Consider the following 17,524-nt stretch of genomic DNA (forward strand, 5'->3'; position numbering starts at 1 on the left):
CCCTTTATCTTTGTCTCTTTCGATTATAACACCCATTGTTCTGTCGAGATAGAAACAAATTAATTTTGACGTTGATAAAAAAGTTTTAATAAATAATCAAGGTCAGTTGTGTTATATTTTTGAGACAGGACAGCTAATATTTCCTCTGCGTCAGCAACATGACGTGCAAGAATTGTTTCCGCTTCAGCACGACCTAACAATGTCACATACGTTGATTTATTATTTGCATCATCACTGCCTGTTTGTTTCCCTAATGCTTCAGTTGTTCCATATTGATCAAGAAGATCATCCTTGATTTGAAAAATAATACCTAAGTGATTAGCAAATTGAAGCAATTGTTGTTGTTCGTTTTCATTCGTGTTTGCAATGATTGTTGCAGCATGAACCGCAAAACGGATAAGTGCACCTGTTTTATGCAGATGAATTTGTTCAAGAGTTGAGAGTGGAATGTCTAGGGACTCACTTTGCATATCTAAAGTTTGCCCACCAACCATACCAAGATGTCCACTTGCATCACTTAACGATGAGATGAGTGCAACACGTGTTTCCGCTGTTAGTGAGTGATCGTTACTCACACATTCAAATGCTTTCGTCAACAGTGCATCTCCAGCAAGGATGGCCAACCATTCTCCGTATACTTTATGATTGGTTGGTTTACCTCGACGAAGATCGTCGTTATCCATTGCAGGCAAATCGTCATGAATTAATGAATAAGTATGAATCATTTCAAGTGCGACCGCTGTTTGCATCCCTTTTTCATATTGATTCGGTTGAAGCATATTTAACGTTGCCAAAAGCAAAAGAGGACGTACACGTTTCCCACCAGCTTCTAATGAATAGAGCATACTCTGTTCGAGATCTGTATTCAATTTTGATGTTTTGATACTTGTCATCAGTGTGTCATTAAAAGTTGCTAATAATTTATTCAGACTTTGATTCATTTCCCTCATCAGCCTCATCTTCAATTAATTTTGACACTTTATTCTCAGCTTCTTTTAAAGTTTTTTCACATGCTTTTGATAATGTCATGCCCTTTTGGTAGAGAGCAAGTGATTCTTCTAAAGAAACCGTATCATTATCCAATTGTTTTACGATATTTTCTAATTCATGCATCATTGTTTCAAAAGATTGGTTATCTGTTGTCATCTTCACACCTTACCTTTTCAATAATGGCATCCACCTGGCCATCCTTCATTGTAATTTCAATTTGATCTCCTGTTGTCAAATCATGACTACTTGTTACGACGTCATCCTCTTTTTTGATGATCGCGTAACCACGTAACATCGTTCGAGTAGGACTTAAGTTATCAAGAGAAGTGATTTGTTGAACGAGCAATTGTCGCTTTTGAGTAATTAACTTTTTCAACTCACGATGAAGCTTTTCTTGCGCTTGACTCACTGTTTGTTGTTCGCGTTTAATTGCATCTTGTAAATGACGTACATAAAACCGTTGTTCTATAAGCTTTAGACGTTGTTGTTGCTTCTGAATGATATTGTCCATTGCATGATGAAGCGTACGTTCCAAATCATCTCGTTTTTGAATATGTTGTTCATATAGCAGTGTTGGTTGTTTGAATTTGTAATAATCTTGATATCGTGCTAATGACTGTCTCGCATGTTTTAAATATTGGTTAATATAACGTTGTAAATAATTTTGACTTTTTTCTAGTAATTGATAGAGCTCTTGTTGATCCGGTGTTGCAATCATCGCCGCTTGAGTTGGTGTAGCCGCACGAACATCCGCAACATAGTCGCTAAGTGTCGTATCTGTTTCATGTCCAACTGCAGAAATGACGGGCGTTTTACAATCGTATATAGCTTTTACGACGATTTCTTCATTAAAACTCCATAAGTCTTCAATAGACCCACCACCACGGCCGACAATAATAGTGTCGACATCTAAAGTATCTGCATACTTCAATTTGTCTACGATATCTTGGGATGCTTGCGTACCCTGAACAAGCGCGCTAATTTTGACTGGCTCAACAAGTGGATATCGATTTTGTAATGTATTTAAAATATCTCGTATCGCTGCACCAGTACTAGCTGTAATAATTGCAATCTTTTTTGGGTATTGTGGTATCGGTTTTTTATGTGCTGTGTCAAAATAGCCTTCTTTGGCTAATTGTTTTCTCAACTGTTCATACTTTTGATACAGATTTCCAACGCCATCCAATTGCATCTTATTTACATAAATTTGATAACTACCTCGACGTTCATACACTGAAACACGTGCCTCAACGATGACTTGGTCTCCTTCTTTTGGGTCAAAGTCAAGTTGATTTGCAACAGCTTTAAACATCATTGCGCTAATGACGCTATTCTCATCTTTCAAAGCAAAATAAAGATGCCCACTGCTATGGCGTTTGAAGTTAGAAAGTTCTCCTTTTATCAACACGGATTGCAGATGAGGATCCTGATCAAACTTATATTTTATATATTTGGTTAATGCTGAGACCGTTAAATATTTTTCCATGATATCACTCTAACTTAGTTAATATTACTTAGTACACCATTGACAAATTTATGATGATCGTCATCAGAGAATTGCTTTGTGAGTTCTACTGCTTCATTGATAATCACTTTTGGTGGTGTCTCACTGTGAAGCAACTCAAAAGTAGCCATTCTTAAAATAATACGATCAGATTTAAGTAAGCGCGGAATTGTCCAGCCATTAAGATGTGGTGAAATTTTATCATCTAAGACAGGCTCATGATCTTTCACGCCAGAAACAAGCCATTGAATAAAATCGAAATCGAGATCTGGATAGTCATCTTTGATAAAGCTGATTGCTTCTTCAATGGTTAAATCAGAATTTTTCATTTCTAGTTGAAATAAAGTTTGGAATGCCTGGCTTCTCGCTTGTTTTCTACTCATGTTAATGCTCCATTCTGTCGATATTAGCTTTTAGGTTTTCCCATATCAATGTGCGTAATGTGTACATTGACTTGTTTAGGTGTTAATGCAGTCATTGTTTTAATTGCGTTATGAATTGATTCTTGAACTTTAAGGGCAGTATCAGAAATTTTAACACCATATTTTAATGAACAATAAACATTAATTATAATTTCATTATCTGATGTTTCTATTTTTACGCCTTTGCTTAAATTTTTACGTCCGAGTCGTTCTAAAGTTGAGTTTTTCTTATCTGAAAACATACCTTGTACACCTTTAACTTCAGATGCCGCAATGCTTGCGATTACTGAGATGACTTCTGGTACAATTTCTACGTTACCAAGATTTGGATTGTAATTTTCTATAGATTTTGTCATTGCTAAAACCTCCGCTTTCATTATTAATCTTCCTTCATCACATCATGAATGTCTAAAAATTTAGTATTATATACACCGCTTTGGAATACAGGATGTTGTAGCAGACGAATATGAAATGGAACCGTTGTATCAATACCCATAATGACAAACTCATTAAGCGCACGTATACTAGTCTGAATCACTTCTTCTCGCGTCTCTGCATGAATAATTAGTTTGGCTACCATTGAGTCATAATACGGTGGAATTGCATAATTCATATAACAAGCCGAGTCAATTCTCACGCCGTAACCACCGGGTGTTAAGTATTGTGTGATCGTACCGGGAGATGGCATAAAATTTTTGTAAGGATTCTCCGCATTTATACGAAATTCCATCGCATGTCCATTAATGCAAACATCTTCCTGCTTATATGGTAACACGTCTCCCATCGCAACTTTAAGTTGTAGCTTCAATAAATCGATACCAGTGACAACTTCAGTAACCGGGTGCTCAACTTGTATACGTGTATTCATCTCCATAAAGTAGAACGCATCGTCATCTAGGTCGTAGATGAACTCTATTGTCCCTGCATTGGTATATCCAACAGCTTTTGCAGCACGCACAGCTGCTTCGCCCATTTCTTGGCGCTTAGATGCTGAAAGAATTGGTGAGGGGGCCTCCTCAACGAGCTTTTGCATACGTCTTTGGATCGTACAATCTCTTTCTCCTAAATGGATGACGTTACCATGTTCATCGGCGATAATTTGAATCTCAATATGACGGAAATTTTCGATGAACTTTTCCAGGTATAATCCCCCATTACCGAACGCCGTTTCTGCTTCTTGTTGGGTCATCTTATAACCATTTATGAGCGATTCTTCATCATGTGCGATACGAATACCTTTCCCACCACCACCGGCAGTCGCTTTAATGATGACGGGGTAACCAATTTTGTTTGCTGTTTCGATTGCGTGCTCTATTGTTGTTACAAGCCCTTCGCTACCGGGAACAACCGGGACATTTGCGCGTTTCATCTCTTCTTTTGCTACGTCTTTGATGCCCATCTTTTGAATCGCTTGGTAGCTCGGTCCGATAAACTTAAGTTGCACTGCTTCACATAATTCAGCGAAGTCACTATTTTCTGCTAAAAAGCCATATCCTGGATGGATGCCATCACATCCCGTAGTCGTTGCAATAGATAAGATATTAGGAATGTTTAAATAAGAATCTTTTGATTGCTTAGGTCCAACACAGTAGGCTTCATCAGCTAGTTGAGTATGTAATGCATCTTTATCGCCTTCAGAATAGATCGCTACTGTTTGAATCCCTAACTCGCGGCATGCACGAATAATACGTACTGCAATCTCGCCACGGTTTGCTACTAAAACTTTTTTCATACTATTTCACCTTGAATAACGCTTGGCCATACTCAACCATTTGTCCGTCTTCCACAAGTATTTCTACAATTTCCCCACTCACTTCTGCTTGGATCTCATTGAATAACTTCATCGCTTCAAGGATGCAGACAGTGGTTTCTGGGTTGACCTGATCTCCGACTTGTACGTATGGGCTTTCTTCAGGTGAAGGTGCTTTATAAAATGTACCAACCATTGGTGCACTGATCGTTTTCAATGAATCAGCAACTTCTTGGTGTACTGTTGGTATTTGTTCTAGTGGTGAAGGTTCTGGACTGACTTGTGCAACACTTGGCACAGATGCAGCTGTTATTTGTTGCGTGATTTTTTCTTTTTTCAAACTGATCTTTGAATCTTTATTTTCAATTTTGATTTCAGTCAAATTCGACTGATCAAGCATTTCGATTAATTCTTTTATCTCATTAAAGTTCATATTGGTTACTCCCTCAATAATGATTTGTATCTTATCATTTTACTTGAGGGAGTAGGCCAATTCAAGCAAAGTCATAATTGATAGGTGTTAACCAATGTCGAAAAAACTGGGAAAGTCAAATGAAAATTTGATTTTCCCAGTTGCTTGATTATGAACGTGAAACGTAGCTTCCGTCAGAAGTGTTAATCACTAAAACGTCCCCTTGGTTTACGAATAGTGGTACGTTTAATGAATAGCCTGTTTCAACTGTTGCTGATTTTGTTGCACCTGTTGCAGTGTCACCTTTAATACCAGGTTCAGTTTCTGTTACTTCAAGTTCAACTGTTTTTGGTAATTCAACACCAATTGTTTCGCCTTCATATGTTTGAATATGAACATCCATGTTTGCTTTCAAGAACTTTAACTCATGCTCTAAGTATGATGTAGAAAGTTCAGTTTGTTCGAAAGTTTCGTTGTCCATAAAGATATGAGTATCGCCATCCGCATATAAGTATTGCATACGACGATTTTCAATCATAGCAGGCTCAACTTTTTCGCCGCCACGGAATGTTTTTTCTTGGATAGCACCAGTACGTAGGTTACGTAATTTTGATCTTACGAATGCGGCCCCTTTACCTGGTTTAACGTGTTGGAATTCTAATACTTTCCAAATACCATTATCAACTGAAATGGTAAGTCCTGTTTTAAAATCATTTACAGAAATCATAATGTTTCCTCCTCAGAATCACTCTTCTTTTAAAATAATAAGGTCTTTTGTTGAATTAGTAAAGCATTGACCGCCATTTTCTTGAATTAATATATCATCTTCAATGCGCACACCGCCTAATCCATTCACATAAATACCAGGCTCAATTGTGACGCAGTGGTTTGGTTCTAAAATATTGTCCGCTTTTTGCGATAACATCGGTCTCTCATGAATCTCTAAACCGATACCGTGTCCGAGTGAGTGGCCAAAGTTTTCACCGTATCCAGCATCTGTAATAATATCACGAGCAATTTTATCAATTTCTATGCCAGTCATGCCTGCTTTAATTTGAGATACAGCCGTTTTTTGTGCTTTTAATACGATGTTATAAATTTTAATCATTTCATCTGAAGGTTGTCCGATTGCAAATGTTCGTGTAATGTCTGATACGTACCCATTGTAATAAGCACCAAAGTCTAATGTAACCATATCGCCTGATTCAATGACTTTATCTGATGCTACACCATGTGGTAATGCACCACGGTAACCAGAAGCAACGATTGTATCGAATGACGTGTCATCAGCACCCAAATGCAGCATTTTACTCTCTAAAAGTGCTTTAAGTTCTTTTTCTGTCATACCTGCTTTTGCAACTGTTAAGATATATTCATAAGCTTTGTCGACAATTTCTGCTGCTTTTTTAATATTAGCAATCTCAGCTTCATCTTTGACCATTCGGATATGTTCAATCGCTTCTCCTATTGTCATCAGCTGATGAGCGCCTTCATTCAGTTTTACATATGTGTCGTATGAAACGATATGTCCTTCAAACCCAATATTTTGATAATTATTTTCTTTAATATGTTTTTGCAATGTTGAAATAAGATCCCCTTGTTGTTCAACAATGGCATATTCAGTGGCTTGTTTAGTTGCTTGCTCCGTATAGCGAAAATCTGTAAACAAAAATTGTTCGGAACGCGTAATGATCAGTGCACCACTTGTTCCAGTGAAACCTGATAGATAGCGTCGATTATAGTCTGTCAATACAAGTAATGCATCTAAATCTTGATGTTTTAATATGCGTTTTGCCCTTTCAATACGATGTTTCAAACAAATCCCCTCCTAGAATATTTGTACTTATTTATATGATACCTTAAAATAGAGTGATGTATAGCGTAAAACACCAAAACAGGAGTAAAAAATGAAGAAAATTATTTTTTTAAGTTTTAGCACATTTGTTTTATTAAGTGGTTGTGGGAATCAAAATCTACTGCCTTTAGAAGAACAAAGTACAGAACTACGAGATGCAAATCATGAACTAAAATTAGAAAATCAATCAATAAAAAATGATATCTCAGCTAAAGAAAAACAACTAACAGCTTTAGAAAAGGATACAAAAGATACGAAAAAAGCAAAACAAAATCATCAAACTGCAAAGTATTATGAAGTATCATCAAAATATTATGGTGATGTTACTGATATTATTTATGCCTATCAAAATCTTGATAAAGATGTGTTAGAGAACAAAAAGAAAGAAAAGGTCATTGAACAATTAGAAGCGGTCATTGATGATCATGAACTTGCTGTGGATCGTTATGAAGTAGATGCTGGCGAGCTCGACGTTGTGAAAAAGGATGATGAAGTGAAAGCACAACATAAAAATGTCCTTGCGATACAGAAAGATGTAACGGATGCATTTAGACAAATTCGTAAAGGTTACGTTAAAAAAGACGAAAAAATAATTCAACAGGGTCGTCAAGCACTTACGAGTATAAAAGTAGATACATCAGACGATAAGCAGTAATAAGGGAGGCGATGTAGATGCAAATATTACAAAAAATACTATTTGGCTTAATCGTAATTGTGGCGTTCATTGGATTAATTACAAATCTAGATGACTTCTTACTTAGTATTACAAATACCCTTATCACATTACTAGTTATCATAGTTGTGATATATCTTTTGTATTATTTCTTTTTCCTTACAAAAGATCAGCGAGAAATCAAAAAAATCATTTGGAAAAACAAATGGAAGCGCCGTAGACGTAAATAAATTAAGGGCAACTTGTCATAATTCGTGACAGTTGCCCTTTGACTATTTGCGAAATAAAAATTCAGCAGAACGATATTTTTCTTCAAGTGACTTTACTTCCTCTAATTGTGAAGGTGTTAGTGTCAATGGCTTAAATGTAATGCCTAATCCTTTTTGGAATCCTTCTTTAAAAGCTATTTCCATTTCGTCTAAAGTGATATGTGTTTCAGACAAGTCGTTGATTGCAATCGCCTTTTCAACAAATGCCTCTTTCATTTTATTTTTTAAACGGTCATTTTTGAAAATGAACATATCAAACAAGTCGTCAATATCGACATCTTGTAAAATGGAACCATGTTGTAAGATAACCCCTTTTTGTCTTGTTTGAGCACTACCAGCAATTTTTTTACCTTCAACAACGAGTTCATACCAACTAGGTGCATCGAAACAAACCGAACTTCTAGGCTGTTTAAGTTTTTCTCGCTCTTCTTTGGAACGTGGAATTGAAAAGTATGCATCAAAACCGAGTAACTTAAACCCTTCTAATAATCCAGTTGAAATCACACGATATGCTTCAGTGACTGTTTTAGGCATGTCAGGATGAGACTCCGGAACGATGACACTATATGTTAACTCTTTGTCGTGTAACACGCCACGTCCACCTGTTTGACGACGAACAAGTCCATAACCTTTTTCTTGAACTTTATTAATATCAATCTCTTTTTCTAAACGCTGGAAATAGCCAATTGATAATGTTGGAGGAGACCATGTATAAAAACGAACCACCGGATCAATTTCGCCACGAGAAACAAAATTGAGTAAGGCTTCGTCTAATGCCATATTATAGTATGGATCATGGCTACCAGTATTGATAAAATGCCAAGTTTCTGTCACAATAAATGCCTCCATTTGCTATGTTGTAATGTTTATTTTTTCATTTGATATCTTAACATAAAAATTTTGATAATTTATCCTATCAGTCTTATAATAATAATATCGGTATTTGAGGGAGGATGCAAGATGAGTAACACAGCTGTGACTTTATTAATTATTTTAGCTGCTCTTATTATTTGGATGGTTATTCAATATCTATTGAATAAAAGAGCTGTTGAAGAATTGAATCAAGAAGAATTTCAACAAGGATTACGTAAGGCACAAGTGATTGATTTGCGTGAAAAAGCAGATTATGATTATGGACATATTGTCGGTGCTAGAAATATTCCAATGACTATTTTTCGTCAACGCTATCAAGGGCTGAGAAAAGATCAACCAATCTATCTAGTCGATGCTAATGGCATTGGGAGTTATAGAGCAGCAAGAACCCTTAAAAGAAAAGGCTATCAAGAGCTTTACATGTTAAAAGGTGGCTATAAAAAATGGACAGGCAAAGTCAAGTCCAAAAAATAGAAAAACTAGGGATGAGTCACTGACTCGTCCCTAGTTTTTTTATGTTATTCTTTTTCAGCTTTTAATCCTTCAAATTTTAAAATTGGTTTTCTCGCTGCTGTTGTTTCATCTAATCGGTCAATCACAGTTGTATGTGGTGCTTCAAGAACGATATCTGGATTCTCTTCAGCTTCTTTTGCAATTTGAATTAATACATCACAGAAATGATCAAGTGTCTCTTTAGACTCTGTTTCAGTTGGCTCAATCATCATGCCCTCTTCCACAATTAATGGGAAGTAAACTGTTGGTGGATGTACACCGAAGTCTAGGAGACGTTTCGCCATATCAAGAGTTCGTACACCTAATTTCTTTTGTTTTGTTCCACTTAATACAAACTCATGCTTGCAGTATTGATCAAACGGAATAACAAAAGCATCTTTTAAGCGTGCTTTCATATAGTTGGCATTTAGAACTGCTACTTCAGAAACTTCTTTCAGACCTTGATAACCCATTGTGCGGATATACGTATAAGCACGAAGATAAATGCCAAAGTTACCGTAGAATGGTTTTACTCGACCGATAGAATGTTCCATTGAGTTGTCGAATTCAAACTTATCATTGTTTTTGATGACAAGTGGTTTTGGTAAAAATTCACGCAATGCTTTTTTAACACCGATTGGACCTGAACCAGGGCCACCACCACCGTGTGGGCCTGTGAATGTTTTGTGTAAGTTCAAGTGAACCGCATCAAAGCCCATATCACCAGGACGTACTTTGTCCATAATGGCATTCAGGTTTGCACCATCGTAGTATAATAACCCGCCTGCTTCATGTACGATATCGCGGATTTCCATAATATTTGTTTCAAAGATTCCAAGTGTATTTGGGTTTGTTAACATAATAGCAGCTGTTTTCTCACTCACTAATTCTTTCAAGTGATCGATGTCAACTTCGCCTTTTTCATTGGACTTAACTGTGACCACATTGAAACCGGCAAATACAGCAGAAGCTGGGTTTGTGCCATGTGCAGAGTCAGGTACAATGACTTCATCACGTTGTGTATCACCATTTTTGATATGATACGCTTTGAAAATCATTAATGCTGTCCACTCACCATGCGCACCAGCAGCAGGTTGCAATGAGATTTCATCCATACCAGTAATCTCTTTCAATTCTTCTTGTAATGAATAGATAATCTCTAATGACCCCTGTGCTTGGTCAACTTCTTGTAATGGATGCGATTCTGTAAATCCTGGAATACGTGCAACTTTTTCATTAATTTTAGGGTTATACTTCATTGTACAAGAGCCTAATGGATAAAAGCCTGAATCAACACCGAAGTTTTTATTAGAAAGCTCAGTATAATGTCTAATAAGATCTAATTCTGATACTTCTGGAAACTCTGCTTTATTTTTACGAATAAATTTATCATCGAGTAATTTTTTTGCTACACCGTTATCAATTTCTTTTGGTGGTAATGAATACGCATAACGACCTTCTTTAGAACGTTCGAAAATTAATGGACTTGATTTACTTGTCATTGAGCTCACCAGCTTTCTCTACAAAATAATCAATTTCGGCTTTTGTGCGCAGTTCTGTTACAGCTACAAGCATATGATTTTCAAATGATGTATCCACAACACTTAAATCAAAGCCGCCAATGATATCGTATTCTAATAATTGTTTATTGATCTCTGATATTGGATGATTAAACTTCACTACGAACTCGTTATATGAGATACCTTCTAATACATCGAATCCTTTTTCTTTAAATGCATCTTTTGCATAATTGGCATTTTCCATATTTTGTTCAGCAATATTTTGTAGACCTTGCTTACCTAAAGCTGACATGGCAATAGAAGAAGCAAGTGCATTTAATGCTTGGTTTGAACAAATGTTAGAAGTAGCTGTTTCACGACGAATATGTTGTTCACGTGCTTGTAATGTTAATACAAAACCACGATTACCTTCATCATCTTGTGTTTGTCCAACAAGACGACCCGGAACTTTTCTCATTAATTTCTTCGTAGTTGCAAAGTAACCACAATGAGGACCACCGAATTGTGATGGGATACCAAATACTTGTGTATCACCGACAACGATATCTGCACCAAATTCTCCCGGTGGCGTTAATAAACCAAGTGCTAATGGATTCGCATAAACTATAAATAAAGCTTTTGTACCTTCGACAAATGATTTGATTTTTTCTAGGTCTTCAATTGAACCATAGAAGTTTGGATATTGTACTGCAACAGCAGCTGTATCATCATCAATTGCTGCTTGTAACTTTTCTAGGTCAGTAATTGTACCATCCAAATCAACTTCTACAACTTCATATTGATCTCTGATATTTGAGTATGTGTGTAATACTTGTAAAGCTTGATAGTGTAAACCTTTTGACACGACTAATTTTGTTTTCTTAGTTTTGCCCCATGCTAATAAGCAAGCTTCAGCAAAACTTGTCATACCATCATACATTGATGAGTTTGCAACATCCATGCCTGTTAATTCACAAATCATTGTTTGGAATTCGAAAATTGCTTGTAATTCACCTTGAGAAATTTCAGGTTGGTATGGTGTGTAAGCTGTATAAAACTCTGAGCGAGAAATCATCGCATCAACAACAGAAGGTGCATAGTGATCATAAACCCCAGCACCTAAGAAACTTGTGTGTGTTTCTTTGGTAATATTTTTACTTGCGACACGATTTAATCTTTTTAAGAGTTGCGTTTCAGATTCTGCATCTGCAATGTCTAAATTTCTGTCTAATAAAACATTTTCAGGTACATCACCAAATAAATCTTGAATTGAATTAACACCAATTGTATCTAGCATTTGTCTTTCATCTTTTTCAGTTAATGGAATATAACGATGACTCAATGCCTTCACCCCTTATTTTTCAATTTGATTTTTCTTAACGATTTTTGCTCTAACTTGTCGTTTTCTTACTTGAATTACAATTTCTTTACCCATTTCAAAAGCATCTCGTTGAATCAGACCTAAACCAATCGAATGACCTGTTGATGGTGATTGAGTACCAGAAGTTACAACGCCGATTTCATTGCCATCTAAATCTAGAATCTCATAGCCTGTACGAGGAATACCTTTTTCAATCATTTGAATACCAATTGTACGTCTTGGTGCGCCATTCTCTTTATGTTCTTTAAGTGCTGCTTTACCAATGAAGTCTGCTTCAATTAATGGTTTTGCAGCGAAAGCAACACCGCCTTCATAAGGTGTGATCTCTTCAGATAAGTCTTGCCCGTGTAGTGGAAGACCAGCCTCTAATCGCAATGTATCACGTGCGCCTAGACCACATGGTGTAACACCTTTATCAAGTAAAGATTTCCAAAGATCAACGACATCTTCACTTGAACAGTAAACTTCAAAGCCATCCTCACCTGTGTAACCAGATTGTGATAATATGACGTTTTTACCGAAGAATGCAGCATTTTGATAAAATTCGAACATACCGAGTTCACTGACATCCACATCTGTATTATCTTGTACCAGTTGTCGTGCTTCTGGTCCTTGAATAGCAAGTTGTCCATAGTCATCTGACACATTTGTGACTTTAGCGTTAAATTGGCTAGTATGCTCTACAATCCAGTTGTAGTCTTTTTCAGTGTTTGCTGCGTTAACAACAAGTAATAATTTTTGATTATTTAATTTATATACAACGAGGTCATCGATGACACCACCACGTTCATTACATAAACATGTGTACTGTGCTTTCTGTTCTGTTAATAAATCTGTATCATTTGAGAGGACATATTGCACTAAATCAAGTGCTTGTTCTCCCTCGACTAAAATCTCTCCCATGTGGCTGACATCAAACAAGCCGACTTTTGAGCGGACTGCATTATGTTCCTCTTTGATACTAGAAAATTGAACAGGCATCGCCCAGCCACCAAACTCTACAATTTTTGCCCCCGCAGCAACATATTCTTGATACAGCGGTGTTTGTTTCAACTCTTGTGCCATAACATACCCTCCTATAATAAATAAAACAGGACGTATTTAAGAAGAAAATACGCCCTGTTGAAATATCTTCAGGAATGCGTCACAATATTATCCTTTTGCCTGAGAGTTTCATGATGCCTCATCATTTGCTCCTTCGGCGATGGCAAAAGCCATTCTCTCTAATACTGATCATTCGCAGAAATATTTTTTTCGATTGTAGCAATTGTTTCATTGAAAGTGCTATTCGTTGACACCTTCATGAATGCGATTTCATTATATCGTGAAACACGTGACGAGTACAAGTTTTTTAGTGTTTCCTTCGGGGTGTTCTTTGCTTTTGGTCGATTCTGATCATCCTTAATTCTTGTGTATAATACGGAGAATGGCGCATCTAACCAAATGATATCGGCATTTACCGTTTTTAAAAATTCAAATGTTTCATCTGAGGATATAATACCTCCACCTGTTGAGACAATCTCATACTCATCAATTACTTGTTGTAAGTATTGGTGTTCAAGGGCACGAAAAGTATCTTCACCATATTGATTGAATATTTCAGGAATTGACATATTTTCAGACGAAGCGATATGTTCATCTAAGTCGACAAAACGACATTGATAATTTTGAGCTAGTGCTTGAGCAACAGATGTTTTTCCTGCGCCCATAAAGCCAATCAAAATAATTGGACGTTTCAGTAAGCTCATATTTTCACCTCTTTAGTTTTTAAGGTATGATTGATTTCGTTTTTATAATAATCAGACAATGCATCTAATGCATTTAATTTTAATGTATAGATGACAATAATAAAAGAAATAAATAGGATATACGCACTAAATAATAAGCATAATAACGGGAGCGTAAAAGCATCATTAGATAATAAATGTTTTTTCAATCCAGGAATTCCCTTCTAAAAATGTGATAATGATTTTAAGATTTTTCGTGCTGATTCGAATAAATTTAATATGCTTTACACCATTGAGAACTGTTATGTTCCCTTTTGAATCTACTTGTTTGATTAACTTGTGGTTTTGAATGTAATAACGATACGTTGTTAAACCACTTTTAATTTTTAAAACTTGATGATTCGTACCAATGATCTTTGCCTGTGGCTCATGTAAGTGGTATGCAATTTCCTTAGCCATCAATTCTTGTAAAAATGATGTATCATCTATAAAGCTTGTTCTAAAGTTGATAAGTGCTAAGACTAAAGCAGGAAGTAAAACGACAATTAGCATTTGTACAAATAGCGAAAAAAGCGACTCAATCATTGTGAATCCTTTTGAACTTGTAACAATAAGTCGCTTTTGTTTGCATGTGTGTAATACATACTCTTTCATGTGTTGTAACAATATTGAAGTGTCCATATTCTTTTTGCCTTTCTAGAGGGTTTTCTTTGAGATAGAAATATAATGTCCGTTGTAGTTCGAGCGTTTGCTGTACTTCTACGTATTTGTTTTCTAATTGGTGTAAGAGTGGAATGAGAGACAAGCAGATGATTGAAAATAGGAAAAATGCAAAAAGTGCTTCGATAAGTGTATAACCATAACGATTCATGCTTTGATGACGCGATACCTCCCTTGTTCGATATGGAAAACAATAGAAAAATGTTCTGATCGATATTTAAAATTTATACGACCAAACTTCATAATCTCACCATTCGAGTTGAAACTGAGTGTGTAAAGGTTGCTGTTCATATCAAGGTGTAATGGAGACAGTGGTTCAATTATGTCTTTATGGTGTTTTTGAAATACAATACGAATATTATTTTGACTGGGTCGAAAAACCATAAGAATGGTTTGTTTTTCTTTTATGGCGCGAGATTGATAATAGTCAATTTTACTCGTTAACAACTTGATTTGATCATCTAAATTGTTCGGTGAATATATCTCTGTGGCATGTTGTAGAACAATAAATATTGATAAAGAAATTACGGATAAAACGATTAACATTTCAATTAATGTAAACCCTCTTTTATGATGCAACAGCCTCACCATCTTGAATTCGGATTGTTTCGCCGGATTTACATGTTTTTTGATTTTCTTTGATGTAACCTTCTCTTACAAGATCATCAATTGAATCTGGTTTGTGATTAAACTTTAATGTATAAGCTTCAATCTGACTATCGACAAGTCGTGTTTGTGCTTTGCAACCCGTCTTTTGAATATGATCGGATTGTTTTGCAATATTGGGGATAATCAATATAAGCAATACACTTATGATTAAAAGGACTAGCAACATTTCAATTAAAGTAAAAGCTTTGTTTTGTTTTATCATTGAAAATAATTTTTTCATCAGTATCACTCCTATTGTTGTATGGATTGCATCATTTCGAAAACAGGTAACATCATTTCTAAATAAACGCCCGTGATTAGTAGACCTATAAATAGAAACATGATTGGTTGAATAAGCTTGATATGTCGTTTGATAAAAGATTGAATATGATCCATAAGAAATCGATTATATATCAATAATTCAATATCTAATTTATCTCGTTGTTCACCTTGTTCAATATATGAAATGAAATTGTCTTCAAAACAATTTAATGTGCGTAAAATATTAGAAAAAGGGTTGCCTTTTTGTAGCTCGGATCGCAAAGATTCGCCTATATATTTTAGAAAGAGATTTTCATTTTGAGATAAATAAATTTTGACGATGTCATTAAGTGTGATGCCATTTTTGAAAAAGAGTACAAATTGTTGTGATATTTGATAAGTTGTAAATAGGCGATAATATTTTTTGAAGATGGGTATGTGTGTTAATACATGTATTTGTGTTTGCATAGATTGTTTTGTAAGCCATTTTTTAAATATATGCAAAGCAGAAAGTGTCGTTAAAAGTGTGATGCTTAATAGCAATGGAAAATTAGAAATAAAAACCTTTAGCAGAGATTGAAGAAAAGTGTGTTTGATTTGCATTGTTTCATACATATGGTCGAATTCAGGTAACACTGTGTGGTTAAGTGTTAGAATGAGTACTAGAAAAATAAAAAGAAGTAGAAAGGGATACTGGATTGCTTTCATAAATTGTGCCTTAAGCTTTAAATGTTTAGCATAAAATAGATAACATTGTGACAATGTCTCGCTTAGTTCGCTATATTTCTCTGCAAAATATATTTGCATTAAAATAATATCGGGATAATTTAAATATTTAAAGATTTCATAGCAAGATCCCCCTTGTACAACTGTTTGTAGAAAGTATTGATTAAACTTTTCATCTTTAATATTTAGTTGTTGATGCACAAATTGAATGGATTCAATCAATGTAAAGCCATGTTGTAATAACTGACATGTTCGGTCTAAGATGAGTAAATGGTTTGTTTTGATAAATGCCTGTGTACGTTTATGTTCGATATTTTCTAAAAGTTGCCGCATCGATGACCCCCTGTTCTTTTAGCAAATTAAGTTTATCTGTTAAGCTAGAAAATGCCATTGGTAGTTGAAAGTCATGATCAAAAAAGTGCTGTATATCATCGTGTAGCATCGTTTCATATACAAGTTCTCGTTTTTGATCGGTTGTAGTGACAAGTCGTTGATTTACAATTAAATTTGTTGCTTGGAGTAAATCTTGTTTTGATACACCCATTTCAATTAAGCGTAATAAAACACCTTGACAATCACTGGCGTGAATTGTTGTGAGTACAAGATGACCACTCAAGCTGGCTTGTATCACGTCATGGGCAATAGATGCATCGCGAATCTCACCTATCAGTATGACATCTGGGTCACATCGTAATATTGCTTTTAATGATGCGTTATATGTAATATCTGCCTTCTCATTCACAGATATTTGGGTTACGCCATTAATAAGTCTTTCTACTGGATCTTCTATTGTAATGATATTAAGATTGAGTGCTTGCTTTGCATAGAGTACCATTTGATACATGAGTGTACTTTTGCCTGCACCAGTGGGGCCACTAAAGAGTATCAGGCCTTGCTTCTTCTCCATTAAACTACATATATCTTCAGTGTTTTCCAGTGCAATATTTTGAAAATACTGTGGTGTAATGCGAATAACACAACTCTCATTGCCTAAATTAATAGGCAAAGTAGACACACGCAAATAATATAATTCTTTAAATTGATAAATGTATCTCCCGCTTTGCGCACGATGTCTTGAAGATACATCAAGACCAGCTTGAAATTTTAATAGTGTTAATAACCGCTGATATGTCTCTAAATTTAACGAGTCGTACAAAGATAACTGATCATTGACACGTAGTTTTACTTCGACATGGTCCGATGATGGGATAAAATGTATATCGGATGCACCTTCAGACAATGCATGTTGTAAGACTGTATCCAACAAAAATTGCATAAAAAATCACCTCTTGCCTATATACACGCAAGAGATGATGTTTTTA

Annotated in this window: 22 protein-coding genes and 1 riboswitch; of the genes, 3 read left to right on the plus strand and 19 right to left on the minus strand. The window is 35.6% G+C overall.

Features of this window, described 5'->3' with window-relative positions; translation table 11 throughout:
* Positions 1-59: 59 nt before the first annotated feature.
* The 9 genes from MUA51_RS05495 to MUA51_RS05535 all read right to left on the minus strand — a co-directional run bounded on the left by MUA51_RS05495 (position 60) and on the right by MUA51_RS05535 (position 6,894).
* Positions 60-941: a polyprenyl synthetase family protein gene (locus tag MUA51_RS05495; RefSeq protein WP_262558232.1), complete on the minus strand. Its 882-nt coding sequence runs from the start codon at positions 939-941 to the stop codon at positions 60-62.
* Complete coding sequence (locus tag MUA51_RS05500; protein WP_262558233.1) at positions 922-1,146, minus strand: exodeoxyribonuclease VII small subunit; 225 nt, start codon at positions 1,144-1,146, stop codon at positions 922-924. The genes MUA51_RS05495 and MUA51_RS05500 overlap by 20 nt, the downstream gene beginning before the upstream one ends.
* Complete coding sequence (xseA, locus tag MUA51_RS05505; protein WP_262558235.1) at positions 1,133-2,476, minus strand: exodeoxyribonuclease VII large subunit; 1,344 nt, start codon at positions 2,474-2,476, stop codon at positions 1,133-1,135. The genes MUA51_RS05500 and xseA overlap by 14 nt, the downstream gene beginning before the upstream one ends.
* A gap of 14 nt (positions 2,477-2,490) precedes the next feature.
* Positions 2,491-2,877 carry a transcription antitermination factor NusB gene (gene nusB / locus MUA51_RS05510; RefSeq protein WP_262558236.1) on the minus strand — a complete coding sequence of 129 codons (387 nt, stop codon included), beginning with the start codon at positions 2,875-2,877 and terminating at the stop codon, positions 2,491-2,493.
* A gap of 23 nt (positions 2,878-2,900) precedes the next feature.
* The gene (locus MUA51_RS05515) at positions 2,901-3,272 is read right to left on the minus strand and encodes an Asp23/Gls24 family envelope stress response protein (protein ID WP_262558243.1); all 372 of its coding nucleotides are present in this window, start codon (positions 3,270-3,272) and stop codon (positions 2,901-2,903) included.
* 23 nt (positions 3,273-3,295) lie between these two features.
* Positions 3,296-4,648 (minus strand): acetyl-CoA carboxylase biotin carboxylase subunit, encoded by a 1,353-nt coding sequence (accC, locus tag MUA51_RS05520; RefSeq protein WP_262558245.1) that lies wholly within the window; start codon positions 4,646-4,648, stop codon positions 3,296-3,298.
* Position 4,649: 1 nt separating this feature from the next.
* Complete coding sequence (gene accB / locus MUA51_RS05525; protein WP_262558247.1) at positions 4,650-5,099, minus strand: acetyl-CoA carboxylase biotin carboxyl carrier protein; 450 nt, start codon at positions 5,097-5,099, stop codon at positions 4,650-4,652.
* A 148-nt stretch (positions 5,100-5,247) separates the two neighbouring features.
* Positions 5,248-5,805, minus strand: coding sequence for an elongation factor P (efp, locus tag MUA51_RS05530; RefSeq protein WP_095116835.1), 558 nt, complete (start codon positions 5,803-5,805; stop codon positions 5,248-5,250).
* Between the two features lie 18 nt (positions 5,806-5,823).
* Complete coding sequence (locus tag MUA51_RS05535) at positions 5,824-6,894, minus strand: M24 family metallopeptidase (protein WP_262558250.1); 1,071 nt, start codon at positions 6,892-6,894, stop codon at positions 5,824-5,826.
* Positions 6,895-6,985: 91 nt separating this feature from the next.
* Between MUA51_RS05535 and MUA51_RS05540 the strand changes: the two genes are divergently transcribed.
* Both MUA51_RS05540 and MUA51_RS05545 read left to right on the plus strand, forming a co-directional pair.
* The gene (locus MUA51_RS05540) at positions 6,986-7,588 is read left to right on the plus strand and encodes a hypothetical protein (RefSeq protein WP_262558252.1); all 603 of its coding nucleotides are present in this window, start codon (positions 6,986-6,988) and stop codon (positions 7,586-7,588) included.
* A gap of 17 nt (positions 7,589-7,605) precedes the next feature.
* Positions 7,606-7,836, plus strand: coding sequence for an SA1362 family protein (locus MUA51_RS05545; RefSeq protein ID WP_262558254.1), 231 nt, complete (start codon positions 7,606-7,608; stop codon positions 7,834-7,836).
* A gap of 42 nt (positions 7,837-7,878) precedes the next feature.
* On the opposite strand, the gene MUA51_RS05550 is transcribed toward MUA51_RS05545, so the two are convergent.
* On the minus strand, positions 7,879-8,709 hold the full coding sequence (locus tag MUA51_RS05550) for a lipoate--protein ligase family protein (RefSeq protein ID WP_262558256.1): 831 nt from the start codon (positions 8,707-8,709) through the stop codon (positions 7,879-7,881).
* A gap of 180 nt (positions 8,710-8,889) precedes the next feature.
* On the opposite strand from MUA51_RS05550, the gene MUA51_RS05555 reads away from it, so the two are divergent.
* Positions 8,890-9,222, plus strand: coding sequence for a rhodanese-like domain-containing protein (locus tag MUA51_RS05555; protein WP_481906526.1), 333 nt, complete (start codon positions 8,890-8,892; stop codon positions 9,220-9,222).
* 44 nt (positions 9,223-9,266) lie between these two features.
* On the opposite strand, the gene gcvPB is transcribed toward MUA51_RS05555, so the two are convergent.
* From gcvPB to comGA, 9 genes are all read right to left on the minus strand, one after another.
* Positions 9,267-10,742: an aminomethyl-transferring glycine dehydrogenase subunit GcvPB gene (gcvPB, locus tag MUA51_RS05560; protein ID WP_262558258.1), complete on the minus strand. Its 1,476-nt coding sequence runs from the start codon at positions 10,740-10,742 to the stop codon at positions 9,267-9,269.
* Positions 10,732-12,081 (minus strand): aminomethyl-transferring glycine dehydrogenase subunit GcvPA, encoded by a 1,350-nt coding sequence (gcvPA, locus tag MUA51_RS05565; protein WP_262558259.1) that lies wholly within the window; start codon positions 12,079-12,081, stop codon positions 10,732-10,734. The genes gcvPB and gcvPA overlap by 11 nt, the downstream gene beginning before the upstream one ends.
* Positions 12,082-12,093: 12 nt before the next feature.
* A complete protein-coding gene (gene gcvT, locus MUA51_RS05570; RefSeq protein ID WP_262558260.1) occupies positions 12,094-13,185 on the minus strand; it encodes a glycine cleavage system aminomethyltransferase GcvT in 1,092 nt (363 codons plus the stop codon).
* Between the two features lie 77 nt (positions 13,186-13,262).
* Positions 13,263-13,357, minus strand: a riboswitch (glycine riboswitch).
* The gene (locus MUA51_RS05575) at positions 13,344-13,868 is read right to left on the minus strand and encodes a shikimate kinase (RefSeq protein ID WP_262558261.1); all 525 of its coding nucleotides are present in this window, start codon (positions 13,866-13,868) and stop codon (positions 13,344-13,346) included. Its footprint overlaps the riboswitch before it by 14 nt.
* Positions 13,869-14,033: 165 nt before the next feature.
* A complete protein-coding gene (locus MUA51_RS05580; protein ID WP_262558263.1) occupies positions 14,034-14,432 on the minus strand; it encodes a competence type IV pilus minor pilin ComGF in 399 nt (132 codons plus the stop codon).
* Positions 14,433-14,714: 282 nt separating this feature from the next.
* On the minus strand, positions 14,715-15,146 hold the full coding sequence (gene comGD, locus MUA51_RS05585; protein WP_262558264.1) for a competence type IV pilus minor pilin ComGD: 432 nt from the start codon (positions 15,144-15,146) through the stop codon (positions 14,715-14,717).
* Complete coding sequence (comGC, locus tag MUA51_RS05590) at positions 15,136-15,456, minus strand: competence type IV pilus major pilin ComGC (RefSeq protein WP_262558265.1); 321 nt, start codon at positions 15,454-15,456, stop codon at positions 15,136-15,138. Before comGC ends, comGD begins: the two co-directional genes overlap by 11 nt.
* Positions 15,457-15,467: 11 nt before the next feature.
* Positions 15,468-16,535: a competence type IV pilus assembly protein ComGB gene (comGB, locus tag MUA51_RS05595; protein ID WP_262558266.1), complete on the minus strand. Its 1,068-nt coding sequence runs from the start codon at positions 16,533-16,535 to the stop codon at positions 15,468-15,470.
* Positions 16,504-17,478 carry a competence type IV pilus ATPase ComGA gene (comGA, locus tag MUA51_RS05600; RefSeq protein WP_262558268.1) on the minus strand — a complete coding sequence of 325 codons (975 nt, stop codon included), beginning with the start codon at positions 17,476-17,478 and terminating at the stop codon, positions 16,504-16,506. Before comGA ends, comGB begins: the two co-directional genes overlap by 32 nt.
* Between the last annotated feature and the right edge of the window lie 46 nt (positions 17,479-17,524).

Source organism: Staphylococcus sp. IVB6214 (assembly GCF_025558585.1).
In the GTDB taxonomy this organism is placed as follows: Bacteria; Bacillota; Bacilli; order Staphylococcales; family Staphylococcaceae; genus Staphylococcus.

What these genes read in the sequence shown, in the direction of transcription:
- MUA51_RS05495 (WP_262558232.1), bottom strand. Translation starts at nt 941, where the DNA reads ATGAATCAAAGTCTGAATAAATTATTAGCAACTTTTAATGACACACTG.
- accC (WP_262558245.1), bottom strand. Translation starts at nt 4,648, where the DNA reads ATGAAAAAAGTTTTAGTAGCAAACCGTGGCGAGATTGCAGTACGTATT.
- xseA (WP_262558235.1), bottom strand. Translation starts at nt 2,476, where the DNA reads ATGGAAAAATATTTAACGGTCTCAGCATTAACCAAATATATAAAATAT.
- comGC (WP_262558265.1), bottom strand. Translation starts at nt 15,456, where the DNA reads ATGAAAAAATTATTTTCAATGATAAAACAAAACAAAGCTTTTACTTTA.
- gcvT (WP_262558260.1), bottom strand. Translation starts at nt 13,185, where the DNA reads ATGGCACAAGAGTTGAAACAAACACCGCTGTATCAAGAATATGTTGCT.
- comGB (WP_262558266.1), bottom strand. Translation starts at nt 16,535, where the DNA reads ATGCGGCAACTTTTAGAAAATATCGAACATAAACGTACACAGGCATTT.
- MUA51_RS05575 (WP_262558261.1), bottom strand. Translation starts at nt 13,868, where the DNA reads ATGAGCTTACTGAAACGTCCAATTATTTTGATTGGCTTTATGGGCGCA.
- accB (WP_262558247.1), bottom strand. Translation starts at nt 5,099, where the DNA reads ATGAACTTTAATGAGATAAAAGAATTAATCGAAATGCTTGATCAGTCG.
- MUA51_RS05515 (WP_262558243.1), bottom strand. Translation starts at nt 3,272, where the DNA reads ATGACAAAATCTATAGAAAATTACAATCCAAATCTTGGTAACGTAGAA.
- MUA51_RS05500 (WP_262558233.1), bottom strand. Translation starts at nt 1,146, where the DNA reads ATGACAACAGATAACCAATCTTTTGAAACAATGATGCATGAATTAGAA.
- MUA51_RS05540 (WP_262558252.1), top strand. Translation starts at nt 6,986, where the DNA reads ATGAAGAAAATTATTTTTTTAAGTTTTAGCACATTTGTTTTATTAAGT.
- MUA51_RS05545 (WP_262558254.1), top strand. Translation starts at nt 7,606, where the DNA reads ATGCAAATATTACAAAAAATACTATTTGGCTTAATCGTAATTGTGGCG.
- MUA51_RS05555 (WP_481906526.1), top strand. Translation starts at nt 8,890, where the DNA reads ATGGTTATTCAATATCTATTGAATAAAAGAGCTGTTGAAGAATTGAAT.
- efp (WP_095116835.1), bottom strand. Translation starts at nt 5,805, where the DNA reads ATGATTTCTGTAAATGATTTTAAAACAGGACTTACCATTTCAGTTGAT.
- gcvPB (WP_262558258.1), bottom strand. Translation starts at nt 10,742, where the DNA reads ATGACAAGTAAATCAAGTCCATTAATTTTCGAACGTTCTAAAGAAGGT.
- MUA51_RS05580 (WP_262558263.1), bottom strand. Translation starts at nt 14,432, where the DNA reads ATGATTGAGTCGCTTTTTTCGCTATTTGTACAAATGCTAATTGTCGTT.
- nusB (WP_262558236.1), bottom strand. Translation starts at nt 2,877, where the DNA reads ATGAGTAGAAAACAAGCGAGAAGCCAGGCATTCCAAACTTTATTTCAA.
- comGA (WP_262558268.1), bottom strand. Translation starts at nt 17,478, where the DNA reads ATGCAATTTTTGTTGGATACAGTCTTACAACATGCATTGTCTGAAGGT.